Annotated in this window: 12 protein-coding genes, 4 tRNA genes and 1 pseudogene; 11 read left to right on the top strand and 6 right to left on the bottom strand. The window is 59.8% G+C overall.

Annotated elements, in window-relative coordinates; genetic code table 11:
• Window positions 1–6: 6 nt before the first annotated feature.
• Window positions 7–813 carry a DUF4892 domain-containing protein gene (locus FFH90_RS08315; RefSeq protein ID WP_018926273.1) on the top strand — a complete coding sequence of 269 codons (807 nt, stop codon included), beginning with the start codon at window positions 7–9 and terminating at the stop codon, window positions 811–813.
• Between the two features lie 68 nt (window positions 814–881).
• Window positions 882–1937: an AI-2E family transporter gene (locus tag FFH90_RS08320; RefSeq protein WP_138866980.1), complete on the top strand. Its 1056-nt coding sequence runs from the start codon at window positions 882–884 to the stop codon at window positions 1935–1937.
• A 38-nt stretch (window positions 1938–1975) separates the two neighbouring features.
• Here the strand turns inward: FFH90_RS08320 and xopAW are convergent, their stop codons facing one another.
• From xopAW to FFH90_RS08335, 3 genes are all read right to left on the bottom strand, one after another.
• Window positions 1976–2827, bottom strand: a complete 852-nt coding sequence (gene xopAW / locus FFH90_RS08325; protein ID WP_138866981.1) for a XopAW family type III secretion system calcium-binding effector — start codon at window positions 2825–2827, stop codon at window positions 1976–1978.
• 142 nt (window positions 2828–2969) lie between these two features.
• Window positions 2970–4022, bottom strand: coding sequence for a HAMP domain-containing sensor histidine kinase (locus FFH90_RS08330; RefSeq protein WP_018926270.1), 1053 nt, complete (start codon window positions 4020–4022; stop codon window positions 2970–2972).
• The gene (locus tag FFH90_RS08335; protein WP_019581208.1) at window positions 4022–4780 is read right to left on the bottom strand and encodes a response regulator; all 759 of its coding nucleotides are present in this window, start codon (window positions 4778–4780) and stop codon (window positions 4022–4024) included. The genes FFH90_RS08330 and FFH90_RS08335 overlap by 1 nt, the downstream gene beginning before the upstream one ends.
• A gap of 292 nt (window positions 4781–5072) precedes the next feature.
• On the opposite strand from FFH90_RS08335, the gene pyrF reads away from it, so the two are divergent.
• The gene (gene pyrF / locus FFH90_RS08340; RefSeq protein WP_167331181.1) at window positions 5073–5771 is read left to right on the top strand and encodes an orotidine-5'-phosphate decarboxylase; all 699 of its coding nucleotides are present in this window, start codon (window positions 5073–5075) and stop codon (window positions 5769–5771) included.
• Window positions 5772–5843: 72 nt separating this feature from the next.
• Here the strand turns inward: pyrF and FFH90_RS08345 are convergent, their stop codons facing one another.
• Entirely contained in the window at window positions 5844–6848 is a 1005-nt protein-coding gene (locus tag FFH90_RS08345; protein WP_018926267.1) for an NADP-dependent oxidoreductase, read from the bottom strand.
• 235 nt (window positions 6849–7083) lie between these two features.
• Between FFH90_RS08345 and FFH90_RS08350 the strand changes: the two genes are divergently transcribed.
• From FFH90_RS08350 to FFH90_RS30635, 4 genes and pseudogenes are all read left to right on the top strand, one after another.
• Window positions 7084–7845 carry an SDR family oxidoreductase gene (locus FFH90_RS08350; protein ID WP_138866982.1) on the top strand — a complete coding sequence of 254 codons (762 nt, stop codon included), beginning with the start codon at window positions 7084–7086 and terminating at the stop codon, window positions 7843–7845.
• Window positions 7846–8145: 300 nt separating this feature from the next.
• Window positions 8146–9522 (top strand): PLP-dependent aminotransferase family protein, encoded by a 1377-nt coding sequence (locus FFH90_RS08355; RefSeq protein ID WP_111455156.1) that lies wholly within the window; start codon window positions 8146–8148, stop codon window positions 9520–9522.
• 425 nt (window positions 9523–9947) lie between these two features.
• Window positions 9948–11012, top strand: a pseudogene (locus FFH90_RS30630) (HAMP domain-containing protein); the annotation flags it as partial.
• Window positions 11010–11873: a methyl-accepting chemotaxis protein gene (locus FFH90_RS30635; RefSeq protein WP_370741109.1), complete on the top strand. Its 864-nt coding sequence runs from the start codon at window positions 11010–11012 to the stop codon at window positions 11871–11873. The pseudogene FFH90_RS30630 and the gene FFH90_RS30635, both read left to right, overlap by 3 nt.
• A 110-nt stretch (window positions 11874–11983) precedes the next feature.
• On the opposite strand, the gene FFH90_RS08370 is transcribed toward FFH90_RS30635, so the two are convergent.
• On the bottom strand, window positions 11984–12742 hold the full coding sequence (locus FFH90_RS08370) for a hypothetical protein (protein WP_064616541.1): 759 nt from the start codon (window positions 12740–12742) through the stop codon (window positions 11984–11986).
• 394 nt (window positions 12743–13136) lie between these two features.
• Here FFH90_RS08370 and FFH90_RS08375 point away from each other — a divergent pair.
• The 4 genes from FFH90_RS08375 to FFH90_RS08390 all read left to right on the top strand — a co-directional run bounded on the left by FFH90_RS08375 (window position 13137) and on the right by FFH90_RS08390 (window position 13549).
• Window positions 13137–13212: transfer RNA gene (locus FFH90_RS08375), tRNA-Glu, on the top strand.
• Window positions 13213–13214: 2 nt separating this feature from the next.
• A tRNA-Gly gene (locus tag FFH90_RS08380) sits at window positions 13215–13290 on the top strand.
• A gap of 104 nt (window positions 13291–13394) precedes the next feature.
• A tRNA-Glu gene (locus FFH90_RS08385) sits at window positions 13395–13470 on the top strand.
• A gap of 3 nt (window positions 13471–13473) precedes the next feature.
• Window positions 13474–13549: transfer RNA gene (locus FFH90_RS08390), tRNA-Gly, on the top strand.
• A 59-nt stretch (window positions 13550–13608) separates the two neighbouring features.
• Here FFH90_RS08390 and FFH90_RS08395 read toward each other — a convergent pair.
• On the bottom strand, window positions 13609–14472 hold the full coding sequence (locus tag FFH90_RS08395; protein ID WP_138866984.1) for a DNA-binding response regulator: 864 nt from the start codon (window positions 14470–14472) through the stop codon (window positions 13609–13611).
• Window positions 14473–14597 lie beyond the last annotated feature (125 nt).

Consider the following 14597-nt stretch of genomic DNA (forward strand, 5'->3'; position numbering starts at 1 on the left):
CTATCCATGCGTTCACTCACTCTGCTGGCGCTGTGCAGTTTCAGTCCCTGGTTATTGGCCGCTGACATTCCTGGCAGTCAGGACCTGCCTATCGTGCCGCGCATAACCGATGCGCAGATCGTCGACTATCGCCCGACGGTAGAACTCGAGCGGATTTACCCGCTGGGTTCGATCCGCAAGATCAGCGGCCAATTGCGTTTCGACGGCCAGGTCACCGCTCGCGGTCAAACCACCTCGGTCACCTACGAATTGCCACCGGAGCACTCCTCCACCGATGCCTTCACCGCCGCCCGCGAAGCCTTGCAGAAGCAGGGCGCCGAGCTGTTGTTCTGGTGTCAGGCCCGGGATTGTGGCGAAAGCAGCCTGTGGGCCAATGAAGTCTTCGGTAACGCCAAGCTCTATGGCGCCGATAATCAGCAGGCTTATTTGCTGCTGCGTCTGGCGGCCCCCCAAGAAAACACCCTGGTGGCGCTGTACAGCATCACTCGCGGTAATCGCAGGGCTTATCTGCACGTCGAACAGTTCGATGCCTCGGCGCCGTTGGGTGATTTGCTGCCGACGTCCGCGACGTTGCTGCGCCAGCTCAAAAGCACCGGGAAACTCGATTTCCCCAAACTCGACGGCGACCCTGACGACACCTGGCTGCGTTTGATTTCCCGAGGCCTGAACCTGGACACCACACTGCGAGTCAGCGTTTCCGGGCCCAGTGCCGAAGCCTGGCGCCAGGCGTTGATCGGCCAGGGCGTGCGCACGGCGCGGATGGAAACCGGCAGCGTCGAAGGCTCTGGCCTGCACTTCGAACTGTTGCGATAAGCTTCATTTGGCGAATGCGTCTGCGCATTTGCCTACTCTTTGCGGGCTGACTTTTTTCGGGATCTTACATGGTCAATAACGATCGGCTGTTGGTGCAGATCCTGCTGCTGGTGCTGTTTGGCGCGAGTTTATGGGTAATGGCGCCGTTCTGGTCGGCGCTGTTCTGGGGGGCGGTGCTGGCGTTTGCCAGTTGGCCGTTGATGCGTCTGTTGACCCGTTGGCTCAATGGTCGTGAATCCCTGGCGGCGCTGTTGCTGACACTCGGCTGGATGCTGCTGGTGGCGGCACCGCTGGTGTGGCTGGGGTTCAACCTGGCGGACCACGTGCGCGATGCCACGGCGTTCATCAAGGATGTGCAAGTCGATGGTCTGCCCGAAGCACCGGTCTGGGTAGGCAGTATTCCCCTGGTCGGCGAGCGGTTGGTAGGAATCTGGAACAGTATCGATCAGCAGGGCGCGGCGATGATGCTAGCGATCAAGCCGTATCTGGGGCAGGTCGGCAACTGGTTGCTGGCACGCAGTGCGCAGATTGGCGGCGGGATTCTCGAACTGACGCTGAGTATTGTCTTCGTGTTCTTTTTCTACCGGGACGGGCCGCGGTTGGCGGTGTTTGTCCATGGGTTGCTGGAGCGGTTGATCGGTGACCGCGCCGGGTATTACATCGAATTGGTGGCGGGCACCGTGCAACGGGTGGTCAACGGGGTGATCGGCACAGCGGCGGCGCAGGCGGTGCTGGCGTTGATCGGCTTCCTGATTGCCGGCGTGCCTGGGGCACTGGTGTTGGGGATTGTGACGTTTTTGCTGAGCCTGATTCCGATGGGGCCGCCGTTGGTGTGGATTCCGGCCACGGCGTGGCTGGCCTGGAAGGGTGAGTACGGAATGGCGGTGTTCCTCGGGATCTGGGGCATGTTCATTATCAGCGGGGTCGACAACGTGCTTAAGCCGTACCTGATCAGCCGGGGCGGGAATTTGCCGTTGGTGATTGTGCTGCTGGGGGTGTTTGGCGGGTTGATTGCGTTCGGGTTTATCGGTCTGTTCATTGGCCCGACGTTGTTGGCCGTGGCTTACAGCCTGTTGACCGATTGGAGCAAGAGCCAGGCTCGGGTTGAAGATCGCCGGCCCTAAGTTTTTTGTTGGGTCTTAGGGCCGCGAAGTTTTTTGACTCAGGTCGCCACGTTCAGGTGTTTGCCTACGGTCGCCACGTTGTCGAGCGAGTACTGCTTGCTCAGGTTGGCGATCATTTTGTTCAGGGCTTCGGTCACGTTGAACTGATGGGTGGAGCTGTCGGAGTTCTGCTCGGGGCCGGCTTGCAGGACGGCTTTCAGTTCATCGTTGCTGACGCCACCGCTGCTGTCGCTATCGAGTACTTTGAGCAACGCGGCGCTGGTGTCGGTGGCGGTCGATGAAGTGCTGTCGCTCGCCTGCAACGCGCTGCTCAGTTCCGTGGTCGTGACACTGCCATCGCTGTCGGTATCGAGTTGGCTGAACAGCTCTTCGCTGGACATCTGCTGAGGTGGCGGTGGCGGCGGGGTCAGGCTGGCGGCGAGTTCGTCCTGGCTGACGGTGCCGTCTTCATTCTTGTCCAGGGCCGAGAAGATTTTCGAGCTGTCGGCCGTGCTGCCGGCACTGGTCAGGCCATTGCTCAGCTCATCGCTGTTGATGGCGCCGTCGCCGTCTTTGTCCAAAGCGCTGATCAGCGCATCGGCCAGCTCGGTGTTCGGTGCCTGATCGTGCGGCGGTGGCGTCGGAGGGGCCATCGCGGCCATCTCTTCGCTGCTCAGGCTGCCGCTTTTGTCGCTGTCCAGATCGCTGAAGTTCTTGCTCAGGCTGACCAGCAGACCATCGTCGTTTTTCTGCGACAGGGCGCTCTTGAGCTCATCTTGATCCACCGCTCCGTCGCTGTTGTTGTCGAGTTTGGCGAGCAGTTCTTTCTGGAATTGCTGGCTACGGGCGCTGTTGGTGGCGGTACTGCTGGTGCTGGTATAGCTCGTGTAGCTGCTGACACTACCGATCATTGTGCTCACTCCTTGGAATGGGAAACCGGTGGGTGCACCGGCTTATGCAGCCTCAAGGGGCAAGTTATCGTGGGTATGTGGGATTTGTACCGATGGGTACACACAACTTATCCAGTCAGACCCGGATCCTGTGGGTGCGGGCTTAGACGCGGGGCAGGCGGATGACGGCGGTCAGACCACCGCCGGGCGTTTCTTCCAGGCTCAACTGCCCGCCCAAACGCTCCGCGGCTTCCCGGGCGATGGTCATGCCCAGGCCGACGCCGCCGGAGTTGCGATTACGCGAACCTTCCAGGCGAAAGAACGGTTCAAACACCGCTTCACGTTTTTCCGCCGCGATACCCGGGCCATGGTCAATGACCCGGATTACCAGTTGTTCGCGACTGTCCTCAAGCGTGATCAGCGCGTCCCCGGCATAACGCAAGGCGTTGTCCAGCAGGTTGTTGATGCACGAGCGCAAAGCCATCGGTTGAACCTGCAGCGGGGCACAATGGCCGCGGGCCTGGACGTCGGCGCCCTGGTCCTGGGCGTTTTCACTCAGGGACTCCACCAGCGCTTGCACGTCCATCCATTGTGGCGCCTCACTGGTGCGCTGTTCGTGCAGGTAGGTGAGGGTGGAATCGAGCATGCCGATCATGTCATCCAGGTCCTGACGCATCTGGCCTTGCAGCTTCTCATCGTCGATCTGTTCCAGCCGCAGCTTGAGCCGCGACAGCGGTGTGCGCAGGTCATGGGACACCGCGCCGAGCATGCGCGAACGTTGCTGCATTTGTTCAAGAATACGTTTCTGCATCAGGTTGAAAGTGTGCGCCGCTTGCCGCGCTTCCCGTGGGCCGGACTCATCCAGCGGCGGACTGTCGAGATTTTCACTCAGGCGCTCGGCGGCGTCGCTCAGGCGTTGAATCGGGCGGGTCAATAGCTTGGCGCCGTACCAGGCGGCGATGATCAGCGAGACAAACTGAAAGGTCAGTGGCACCAGCGGCCCGCCGAACCATGGCCGCGGTGGTCGATTGCCGAAACGCGGGTCCATTGGTGGGGGAGGGCCGTCAAAGCGCTCGGAAAACCCCGGCGGCGGAGGGGGAGGCGGGGGCGGCCCGTAATGTTTGAACCATAAAAAAGCTAACAAGTGCGCCAGTACGATCGCCACCAACAGCACGCCGAACAGGCGGCCGAACAGCGTATCGAAGCGCGCACGCATCAGCTGATGTCTCGTGCGTCGAATAGATAACCCTCACCACGAACGGTCTTGATCAACTGCGGGGCTTTCGGGTCGTCGCCCAGTTTCTGGCGCAGGCGCGACACCAACAGATCGATGCTGCGATCAAACGCTTCGATCGAGCGACCGCGCGCCGCGTCCAGCAGTTGTTCGCGGCTGAGCACCCGGCGCGGCCGTTCGATGAACACCCAAAGCAAACGGAATTCGGCGTTGGACAGTGGCACCACCAGGCCATCGGCGGCGATCAACTGGCGCAACACGCTGTTCAATCGCCAGTTGTCGAAGCGAATATTCGCACGCTGTTCAGTACGGTCGTCGCGCACCCGACGCAGAATGGTCTGAATCCGCGCAACCAGTTCCCGCGGCTCGAACGGCTTGGCCATGTAGTCGTCGGCGCCCAGTTCCAGGCCGATGATCCGGTCGGTGGGTTCGCAGCGGGCGGTGAGCATCAGAATCGGGATGTCCGATTCGGCGCGCAGCCAGCGGCACAGCGACAAACCATCTTCACCCGGCAACATCAGATCGAGCACCACCACATCGAAATGCTCGGCTTGCAGCGCCTGACGCATGGCGGCGCCATCGGAGACGCCGCTGGCGTGGATATTGAAACGGGCCAGGTAGTCGATCATCAGTTCGCGGATCGGAACGTCATCGTCGACGATCAGGGCGCGAATGCTCCAGCGTTTGTCATCGGCCGGCGCTTTTTGATCGTCGTTCAGAGGTGCTGGGGAGTTGTGCATGCGTGCGTTCATCTGCCAGGTAGGCTGCCAACCACAAAGATAGGCTGCGAGGTTGTGGCTTCAGCATAGGCGTCCGGCCGTGAGGCGGGAAGTGCTGTAGGGCTTGTTGCGGCTGACGAGGGTAGCGTTGAAGGGTGTTGTGGGCGTGTCGTGTGTGTATCGGGGTCGACACAATTGCCGCAGCAGCTAGTCTTGCCTGAGCCGCGACGACGAATTACCGATCATCGGGTCCCGCAGCGGCGCTGGTTCCGCTACAATGCGCGCCGATTTCGACTTGCCTGAGAGCCCACTCATGTCCGCCTGCCAGACGCCTATCATCGTCGCCCTGGATTTCCCCACCCGTGACGCCGCACTGAAGCTGGCCGATCAACTGGACCCGAAACTGTGCCGGGTCAAAGTCGGTAAAGAACTGTTTACCAGTTGCGCTTCGGAAATCGTCGGCACCTTGCGCGACAAGGGTTTCGAAGTGTTCCTGGACCTCAAGTTCCACGACATTCCGAACACCACCGCCATGGCCGTCAAGGCGGCTGCGGAAATGGGCGTATGGATGGTCAATGTGCACTGCTCCGGCGGCCTGCGCATGATGGCCGCCTGCCGCGAAGTGCTCGATCAGCGCAGCGGCCCGAAACCGCTGTTGATCGGCGTGACCGTGCTGACCAGCATGGAGCGTGAGGATCTGGCGGGTATTGGCCTGGACATCGAGCCGCAGGAGCAGGTGCTGCGCCTGGCCGCGCTGGCGGAAAAGGCCGGGATGGACGGTCTGGTCTGCTCGGCCCAGGAAGCCCAGGCCTTGAAAGCCGCCCACCCGTCGTTGCAACTGGTGACGCCGGGGATTCGTCCGGCGGGCAGTGCCCTGGACGATCAGCGCCGCATCCTGACGCCGCGTCAGGCGCTGGATGCCGGTTCCGATTACCTGGTGATCGGCCGTCCGATCAGCCAGGCGGCGGATCCGGCCAAGGCGTTGGCGGCGGTCGTCGCAGAAATCGCTTAAGCGCCGATTCGCGGGCAAGCCTCGCTCCTGTAGGAGCGAGCGGTGCGGCGATCCGACTTGCCCGCGAAGCTTTTATACCTTCAACACCAACTTCCCGAAATTCTCGCCGCTGAACAACTTCATCAGCGTCTCCGGGAATGTTTCCAGTCCCTCGACGATGTCTTCCTTGCTCTTGAGCTGCCCCTTGGCCATCCAGCCGGCCATTTCCTGCCCGGCAGCGGCGAACTGTGCGGCGTAATCCATCACCACGAAGCCTTCCATCCGCGCGCGGTTGACCAGCAAGGCCAGGTAGTTGGCCGGGCCTTTGACTGCTTCCTTGTTGTTGTACTGGCTGATGGCACCGCAAATCACCACCCGTGCCTTCATGTTCAGGCGGCTCAGCACGGCGTCGAGAATATCGCCGCCGACGTTATCGAAATACACGTCGACGCCTTTCGGGCATTCACGCTTGAGGCCGGCGATCACGTCTTCGTTCTTGTAATCGATGGCACCGTCAAAACCCAGCTCATCGATCAGGAACTTGCACTTGTCCGCGCCGCCGGCGATGCCGACCACCCGGCAACCTTTGATCTTGGCGATTTGCCCGGCGATGCTGCCTACCGCACCGGCCGCGCCCGACAACACCACGGTGTCACCGGCTTTCGGCGCGCCGACATCGAGCAGGGCGAAGTAGGCGGTCATCCCGGTCATGCCCAGCGCGGATAAGTAACGCGGCAGTGGCGCCAGTTTCGGATCGACCTTGTAGAAACCTCGCGGCTCGCCAAGGAAGTAATCCTGCACACCCAAGGCACCGTTGACGTAGTCCCCCACGGCAAAGCCCGGATTGTTCGAGGCGATGACTTTGCCTACGCCCAGTGCGCGCATGACTTCGCCAATGCCGACCGGAGGGATGTAGGACTTGCCCTCGTTCATCCAGCCACGCATGGCCGGGTCCAGGGACAGGTATTCGTTCTTGACCAGGATCTGACCTGCCGCAGGCTCACCGACTGGTACTTCTTGATAGGTGAACGTCTCGCGGGTAGCTGGTCCCACGGGACGTTTGGCGAGCAGGAACTGGCGATTGGTCTGGGTAGTCATGGCAGGCACTCAAGGTGAATGAAGCCTTGTTGATAGACCTTCATGGACGATGCTGCAAGGTTGGCTGACACGGCGAATGCACATCGATCCAGTGCAGTGATAGTCAGTGCAACAGTTCCATCACCGCCACTCATGGGCGCCCAACCGGCCTTCTGATAGTGCTGCCGTGTCACAAGGCGCTGTGGCTAACTGAAAACACGTGACTCCCCACATTCTTCTCTTCGAGGACATAACAATGAGCATGACGTTTTCCGGCCAGGTCGCCGTTGTGACGGGCGCGGCCAATGGGATTGGCCGCGCAACCGCTTTGGCGTTCGCCGCCGAAGGGTTGAAAGTGGTGGTGGCCGATCTGGACGTGGCCGGTGGTGAAAGCTCTGTGGCGCTGATTCGCGCTGCCGGCGGTGACGCGACCTTCGTGCGCTGCAATGTCACTGTGGAAAGTGATGTAAAAAATCTGATGGACGAGGTCGTGAATGCCTACGGCCGTCTCGACTATGCCTTCAACAATGCCGGCATCGAAATCGAGAAAGGCAAACTGGCCGAGGGCACGCTCGATGAGTTCGACGCGATCATGGGCGTCAACGTCAAAGGCGTCTGGCTGTGCATGAAGTACCAGTTGCCATTGCTGCTGGCCCAGGGCGGCGGCGCGATCGTCAATACCGCTTCGGTCGCCGGCCTGGGGGCTGCGCCGAAGATGAGCATCTACGCCGCCTCCAAACATGCGGTGATCGGCCTGACCAAATCGGCGGCCATCGAATACGCCAAGAAAAAGATTCGCGTGAATGCGGTGTGCCCGGCGGTGATCGACACCGATATGTTCCGTCGGGCCTATGAAGCGGACCCGAAGAAGGGCGAGTTCGCCAATGCCATGCACCCGGTCGGACGTATCGGCAAGGTCGAGGAGATTGCCAGCGCGGTGCTGTACCTGTGCAGCGACGGCGCGGCGTTCACCACCGGTCATTCGCTGGCGGTGGATGGTGGGGTTACGGCGTTTTAATCAGGCGTTTCGATATACCTGCTTTTGTGGCGAGGGAGCTTGCTCACGCTGGGCTGCGTAGCGGCCCCAAAAATCTGACAACCATTGCCGGTTTTTGTGAGTGCTACGCACTCAAGCGGGAGCAAGCTCCCTCGCCACAGGTTTCTCAGCATTACGCACACTGCCATCGGTTCCGTGAAAACACCGGGCATTGTGTTTCAAATGGTTAGAACCGACGGTTTTGGCGGTTTTGTCGCACATCTTGTCGAGCGCTCCTGTGATTAACTGTTTTCCGCAAAACAGACAGGAGTTTGCTTGCTCATGGAGTTGAGAATCGATCGACAGGCATTGGTGCCGGTCGTGCAGCAAATCGTCGACGCGATGGCCGACTGGCTCCATCGTGGCGAGGTGTCGCCGGGGACACGTTTGCCTTCCGTGCGGCAAATCGCGCGGATCAATCTGCTCAGCCAATCCAGTGTTGTCGAGGCCTGTGAACGGTTAGTGGCCCAAGGTGTGCTGGCCACGCGTAGCGGGGCGGGTTTCTTTGTCGCGGCAACGGCGCTTGCCGCTCACGGGCAACGGGATTTTTCCTGGTTCGAGGGGGTTGAGCAGCAGAGTGGCGTCGCGGGCGATCTGAAGCTGGGTTGCGGCGGATTACCCGAAAGCTGGCGCGAGACTGACGACCTGAGCTATGCCATACGCCAGGTCAGCCGCACCGATATGGCCGGTTTGTTCAACTACAGCACACCGCTGGGCCTGCTTGCCCTGCGCCAACAGATCCTCAAACGACTGAAGCAGCTGGATATCGCGGTGGATGAAAGTCGAATCCTCACCACGGCGGGTGCCAGTCATGGGCTCGACCTGATCGTGCGCACGTTGTTCAAACCGGGCGATTGCGTGGTGGTGGAGAACCCCGGTTATTCGATGCTGTTCGATTTGCTCAGGCTGCACGGGGTCAGCATGATCGAAGTCCCACGAACGCCTCACGGACCCGACACCGAAGCACTCCAGGCACTGTTGCTGAAATACAAACCCCGTGGCTTGTTCATCAACAGCTTTTATCACAACCCCACCGGCAGCAGTTTGACCTTGGGCGTGGCTCGGCAGGTAATGCAGCTGGCCAGAAAGCATGGCGTACTGGTGATCGAAGACGACGTCTATGCGGATTTGTACCGCGGTCCCGGGACGCGTCTTGCGGCACTGGGTATCGATGACAACGTGATCTACGTCGGCAGCTACTCCAAAACCCTCAGCAGTTCGTTGCGGGTCGGCTTTGTCGTGGCGGGTGCCGACGTCATTGCGCGACTGGCCGAGGTCAAGATGATCAGCAGCATGGGTGCTTCACGGTTCAGCGAATCGGTGCTGGCTTCTTTATTGGCCAGTGGTGCCTATCGCAAATTGGTGCAGCGTCAGCGCCAGCGTTTAAGCACCGACAGGGACGCGGCCTTGCAGGTGCTTGAAGACGCGGAATGGGAGGTTTTCGGCAAACCCGCAGGTGGCCTGTTCATCTGGGCGCGATCGCGCAAGGCCGACGCCGTTCAGGTGCAGGTTCAGGCGCGACGCTTCGGCATCCGTCTGTCATGCGCAACGGCATTCAGCCCCACCGGCGAGGCTCATGACTGGCAGCGCATCAACGTTGCCTATGCCTGTGATCCTCGTGCTCGGGCATTTTTTCAGGCTACCGCCAGGGTCTGTTGACGTTTGGTGGCGAGCCGCGTTGCGATGCCAACGTGCGCGAGGCAAGGCGCGGGATGCCGCCAATGGTTGTTCCCTTGGCAAATCCCGCAACGCAGCCTCGCGCACGTTGGCGCGCAACCCGAAGGGACGGAGCCAACGTTGCGCAGGGCTGCGTTGCTCGGAACTTATTTGGAACAACCAAACCACGTTCCTCGCGCCTTGCCCTGCGCAACGTTGGCATCCGTCGCGGTCGTCACCAAACGTCAACAGACCCTGAGGATCGACCTCAAGCGTTCTGAAAACGACGCTGGCGTAGCTTTTGGCCATTATTCAGACGCCAGAGACTTGTGTTGGCACAAGCCCGTTGCGAATCTGCATCCACAGACAATGGCAGGGGACTAAGCGCAATGATTTCGGCCGTGCAAGGACGTTTTGCCAACCTCGGTATGGCGAAAAAACTGGGTGTCGGGTTTGTACTGGTGCTGCTGTTGACAGCCCTGGTGGCGGCCATTGGCGTATGGTCCCTGCAAACCATCAGTCATCGCTTCGACGGGCTCAAGCAGATGTCGTCGCTCAACAGCGGTTTGCTCAAGGTGCGTCTGCTTGAGCAGGACTACGTCTTGCGCGGCGACCCGAAAACCGTGGAAGCCTTGCACGCGGGGGTGGACGCGTTGATCGCGCTGGCGACCGAGCTCAAGGCTCAGTCCGCAGCCAACGTGCCGGTCATGAATGACGTCGAACAGTCTCTGGGGGCTTATCGCAAGGCCTTTGACGAGTTCGTTTCACTGAGTCAGGCCAAGGACCTGGCGCTGGAAATGGCCAGTTGGTCGGTGTCCAGTGTGGCCAATAACCTGGATGTGCTGCAGTCCGGGCTTAGCGATGATGGCGCCTATGCCTTGAAGGAGTCCGAGGGCAAGGACGGTGCGCAATTCATCGAGCAGGCGAATCAGGTCAGCCAGGTCTCGCGGCTGATGTTGCAGGCCATGAACGAAGCGCACGTACGCCTGGATCAGAGCCGCAAGGGCGACGACAGTGCCGGGCAGGGCAAGATCGAGCAAGCCGACCAGGCGCTGGCCCAGGCCGAACAGTTGAAAGCTACCGTAAAGGATGAGGGTTACCAGACGGTCCTCAATGAAGTGTCGGGTCATATCGGCAGTTTCACTGAAAAGCTCGCCGAGTACACCGGCCTGTTGGCGCAGGAAAAGACCGTCTCCGAGCAACTCCACCAGCGCGCCGCGCAAGTGGTGGAGCGGGTGGATCAGGCCTACGTTGCCGAAGACCGGTCGATGCAGGCAGAGCTGAAAAAGAACTCGCTGTTGATCATCGGCTCCTCGGCACTGGCCTTGCTGGTCGGGCTGATTGCCGCGTGGGTGATTACCCGGTTGATCGTCGCACCGCTGCGCAGCGTGATCCGTGTCGCCCAGCAGATCGCCGCGGGCGATTTGAGCGCGACGATTGAGGTGACCCGCCGTGACGAGATCGGCCAGTTGATGCAAGCCATGCAGCAAATGGGCGCGGGGCTCAGCAGCATCGTCAGTGGTTTACAGGCCGGTATCGAACAGCTGGCAAGCTCTGCGCAATCGCTGTCGGCGGTGACCGAGCAGACCAACCTTGAAGTCAGCAGCCAGAAAGAAGAAACCGAGCAGGTCGCCACCGCGATGAACCAGATGACCGCCACGGTGCACGATGTGGCACGTAACGCGGAGGAGGCCGCCCAGGCGGCGCAGACTGCCGATGGCAAGGTCGAAAGCGGTCAGCAGGTGGTGCGTCAGAGCATGGCGCGAATTGAGCAACTGGCGGACTCGGCCACCTCGGCCAGCTCCAGCATCGAAAGCCTCAGTGCAGAAATCCAGAACATCGGCACGGTGCTCAGCGTGATCAAAAGCGTTGCCGAGCAGACCAACCTGTTGGCGCTCAATGCGGCCATCGAGGCGGCGCGGGCCGGCGAGCAGGGCAGGGGATTTGCGGTGGTGGCCGATGAGGTCCGGGCGCTGGCCAGGCGAACCCAGCAATCGACCGAGGAAATCGAACGCCTGGTTAGTGCCTTGCGCTCGGCGGCGCAATCGTCGGTGCAGCAGATTCAGAGCAGTGGCGAGTTGGTGAAACTGGCGGTGAGCGATGCGTTGCAGACCGAAAGTGCATTGGGGAGTATTGCGGCGGCGGTGTCGCTGATTCAGCAGATGAACCAGCAGATTGCAGCGGCTGCGGAGGAGCAGAGCTCGGTGGCCGAGGAGATCAATCGCAGTGTCACGAGCATTCGCGCCAGTGCGGATCAGTCTTCATTGGCGATGCAGGGCAATGCGGCGTCGAGTATTGAACTGGCGCAGTTGGGGAGTGAGTTGAGGGGGATGGTGGGGCATTTCAAGCTGTAGCAGCTGTCGAAGGCTCGGGCTGTGTCCAGATGATCTATTGACTCTGGCGGGCATCAATCCCAACGCAAAAAAAAGCCACCTGACCCGGTGGCTTTTCAGCATTTGCATGATCAGTCGTAGATCACTTTCTTCTTCCAGTCGGCATCAGCCTCGACGTCTTTGAGCCCTTCAGTCAGTTGGTTCACTTCGCCTTCAACTGGGGCGATCTTGTCCATGACCTGGTCGTTGGCGCGGGCCAGGAGTTTTTCCAGGTACTCGAGTTGTTCGCTGTAGACCTGGGGCTCCGGCTGTTTGCGCAGGTATTGCACGCCGCGTTCGAAGGCCAGTCGGGCCTGACCTGGCTGGTTCTGTTGCAGGGAATGCTGACCAAGGTTGTTGAAGAACTCGATGTGCAGCAGGACCAGGATGTGGCGGACCTCGCGGATCCAGTGCTTGGCTTCGTTGGTCGGCAGGTAGCCGTCCTGTGCGGCACGGGTGATCTGGCCATGCAGGGCTTCGAGCAGGAAGCGCACGTCTTTGGCCTTGGCTTCGGTCTGGATCGGTGCCGGCGGGTTGTTGACCGGGATCGATTCGCCTTGGGCAACCAAGGCACTCAGCTCGGTAATCCGTGGCTTGAGCGTGGGGCTGGTTTTTTCCAGGTTGAGCAAGCGCTGGCAGACGTTCAGTTCCAGACGGGTCAATAGCAACTTGAGCGCGGGTGTCATGAACTGACCGGGAAAGGTCTCGGTGATTTCGCCGCAGCGACGCAGGCGGTCGTTGAGTTCAACCTTGGTGCGGGCTTTTTCCAGCTTATTGTTTTCCACCACATGGTTCATGTAGCCAATGGCGATCAATAGTGCGATCCCGGCTACGACTAGCAGGGTGATCATGAGTGGTGTCACCGGTAAGACCTCTTTATGGGGTTCGCGTTCGAGTCGAGTGTAGTTGGCTTGGCATATGGGCGCATAGGGTTGCTCGACGAGTGAATCGGCTATAGCTCTTCTTATATCGGCCGCAATGCCGCTTCTATAAGTAAATAGCGTGCGAGGTGCACATTGCCATCATCTCGGCATGGACTATAGCGTCTTGGTGGATGCCAGAATATAGGCGCCAAAGGTCAGGCGACACAAAAGCCTGAATCGCTGCCAAAAGCAGGGCGAAGTCATTGATTTAAATAAATTTATATCTGGGGGTTGACGACCCCTCAATCCATCCATAGAATGCGCGCCACTTACAGCGTAAAGCACACAGCGAAACGCGGTAGGGAGTGAATGTTGTACGTGTGTCCCCTTCGTCTAGTGGCCTAGGACACCGCCCTTTCACGGCGGTAACAGGGGTTCGAGTCCCCTAGGGGACGCCAATGCGGGAATAGCTCAGTTGGTAGAGCACGACCTTGCCAAGGTCGGGGTCGCGAGTTCGAGTCTCGTTTCCCGCTCCAATTTTAAACAGCGTTGCTTTCGGGCAAAGCTGAGTGAAACCAGAACCAAGTCTTCGGATGCGGGTCTGGGCACCGAAACACACACCATGTGTTCCGGGCAGTGTGTCCCCTTCGTCTAGTGGCCTAGGACACCGCCCTTTCACGGCGGTAACAGGGGTTCGAGTCCCCTAGGGGACGCCATTTGCGGGAATAGCTCAGTTGGTAGAGCACGACCTTGCCAAGGTCGGGGTCGCGAGTTCGAGTCTCGTTTCCCGCTCCAAATTCAAAAAAACGCCGCTCATTTGAGCGGCGTTTTTTTATGCGCGTAAAAAACCTGCTTCAATTTCCAAGGCTCTGCACCAGGCTTTCAAGTGCTTCAATGGTTGTATCTTCCAGGGGCGGTTGCGCTGCTACCGCTCTAAGTTGGCTGGCCAAACGGTATTCGCTGGGCGTGCAGTTGACGAACTGCTTGAAGGCGCGGGCGAAGTAGGAAGGATCCTTGAAGCCGGCCTCATAACCGATGCTGGTAATCGGCATCTGGCTGTTGTCGAGCAGCTGTTTGGCAAAACTCATGCGCTTGTCCAGGATGTAATCGGTGAAACCGACGCCATTGGCTTCCTTGAACAGGCGACTGAAGCGAAAAGTCGTCATGCCGCAGCGCTTGGCCAAATCCCTCTGATCGATGCTGTCCCGAAAGTGCTGGTCGATGTACAGCATGGTATGGCTCAGCGCCTGGTGTTTTTGGTGCCCGGAGGTCAGGCGGATGCTCTCTGGCAGAGTGGGCGAGTGGTCGATCAGCAATGTCTTGTCCTGACCGGCATTGCGGCGCAATTCGCAGAGCTGCAGCAGTGCCGTCAGGTAGCGCTTTCTCTCGGCGTTGGTGAGCGGGAGCACCATGTATTCCCAGACACTGGAGCGCATGGCCCAGACGGCCAGTTCTTCTGAGTGCTGCACGGTGAACATGGTGATCGGGATGGTAGGGGTGGTGCGTTTGATCTCCAGCAACAACCTCAAGCCGGGGGTGTCGGGGCGATCGAAATGGACGCAGATCATGTCTGCCTGTTCCCCGTGGGGCAGCATGGAATTTTTTGCCAGTTTGCAGTCGCAAGTCTCCTCGAACTGCGCGATGAGTTCCTTCGTGGAACGATCGTGAGTCAGATCGAACCAAAGCAGCGATGGCCTTCTGGTCATGTTGGACGTCATGTCTCTACTCTGCGGTTCTACGGGCCCCTCTTCGCTGAGTAGTATTGCTAACGTGCCATCACTTTGCAGATTAAATACTGATAAGAAAGACGAATTTTAGTTCTATCCGCTCTATGCGTTGCCTG

This window comes from Pseudomonas sp. ATCC 43928 (assembly GCF_005938665.2).
Classification (GTDB): domain Bacteria; phylum Pseudomonadota; class Gammaproteobacteria; order Pseudomonadales; family Pseudomonadaceae; genus Aquipseudomonas.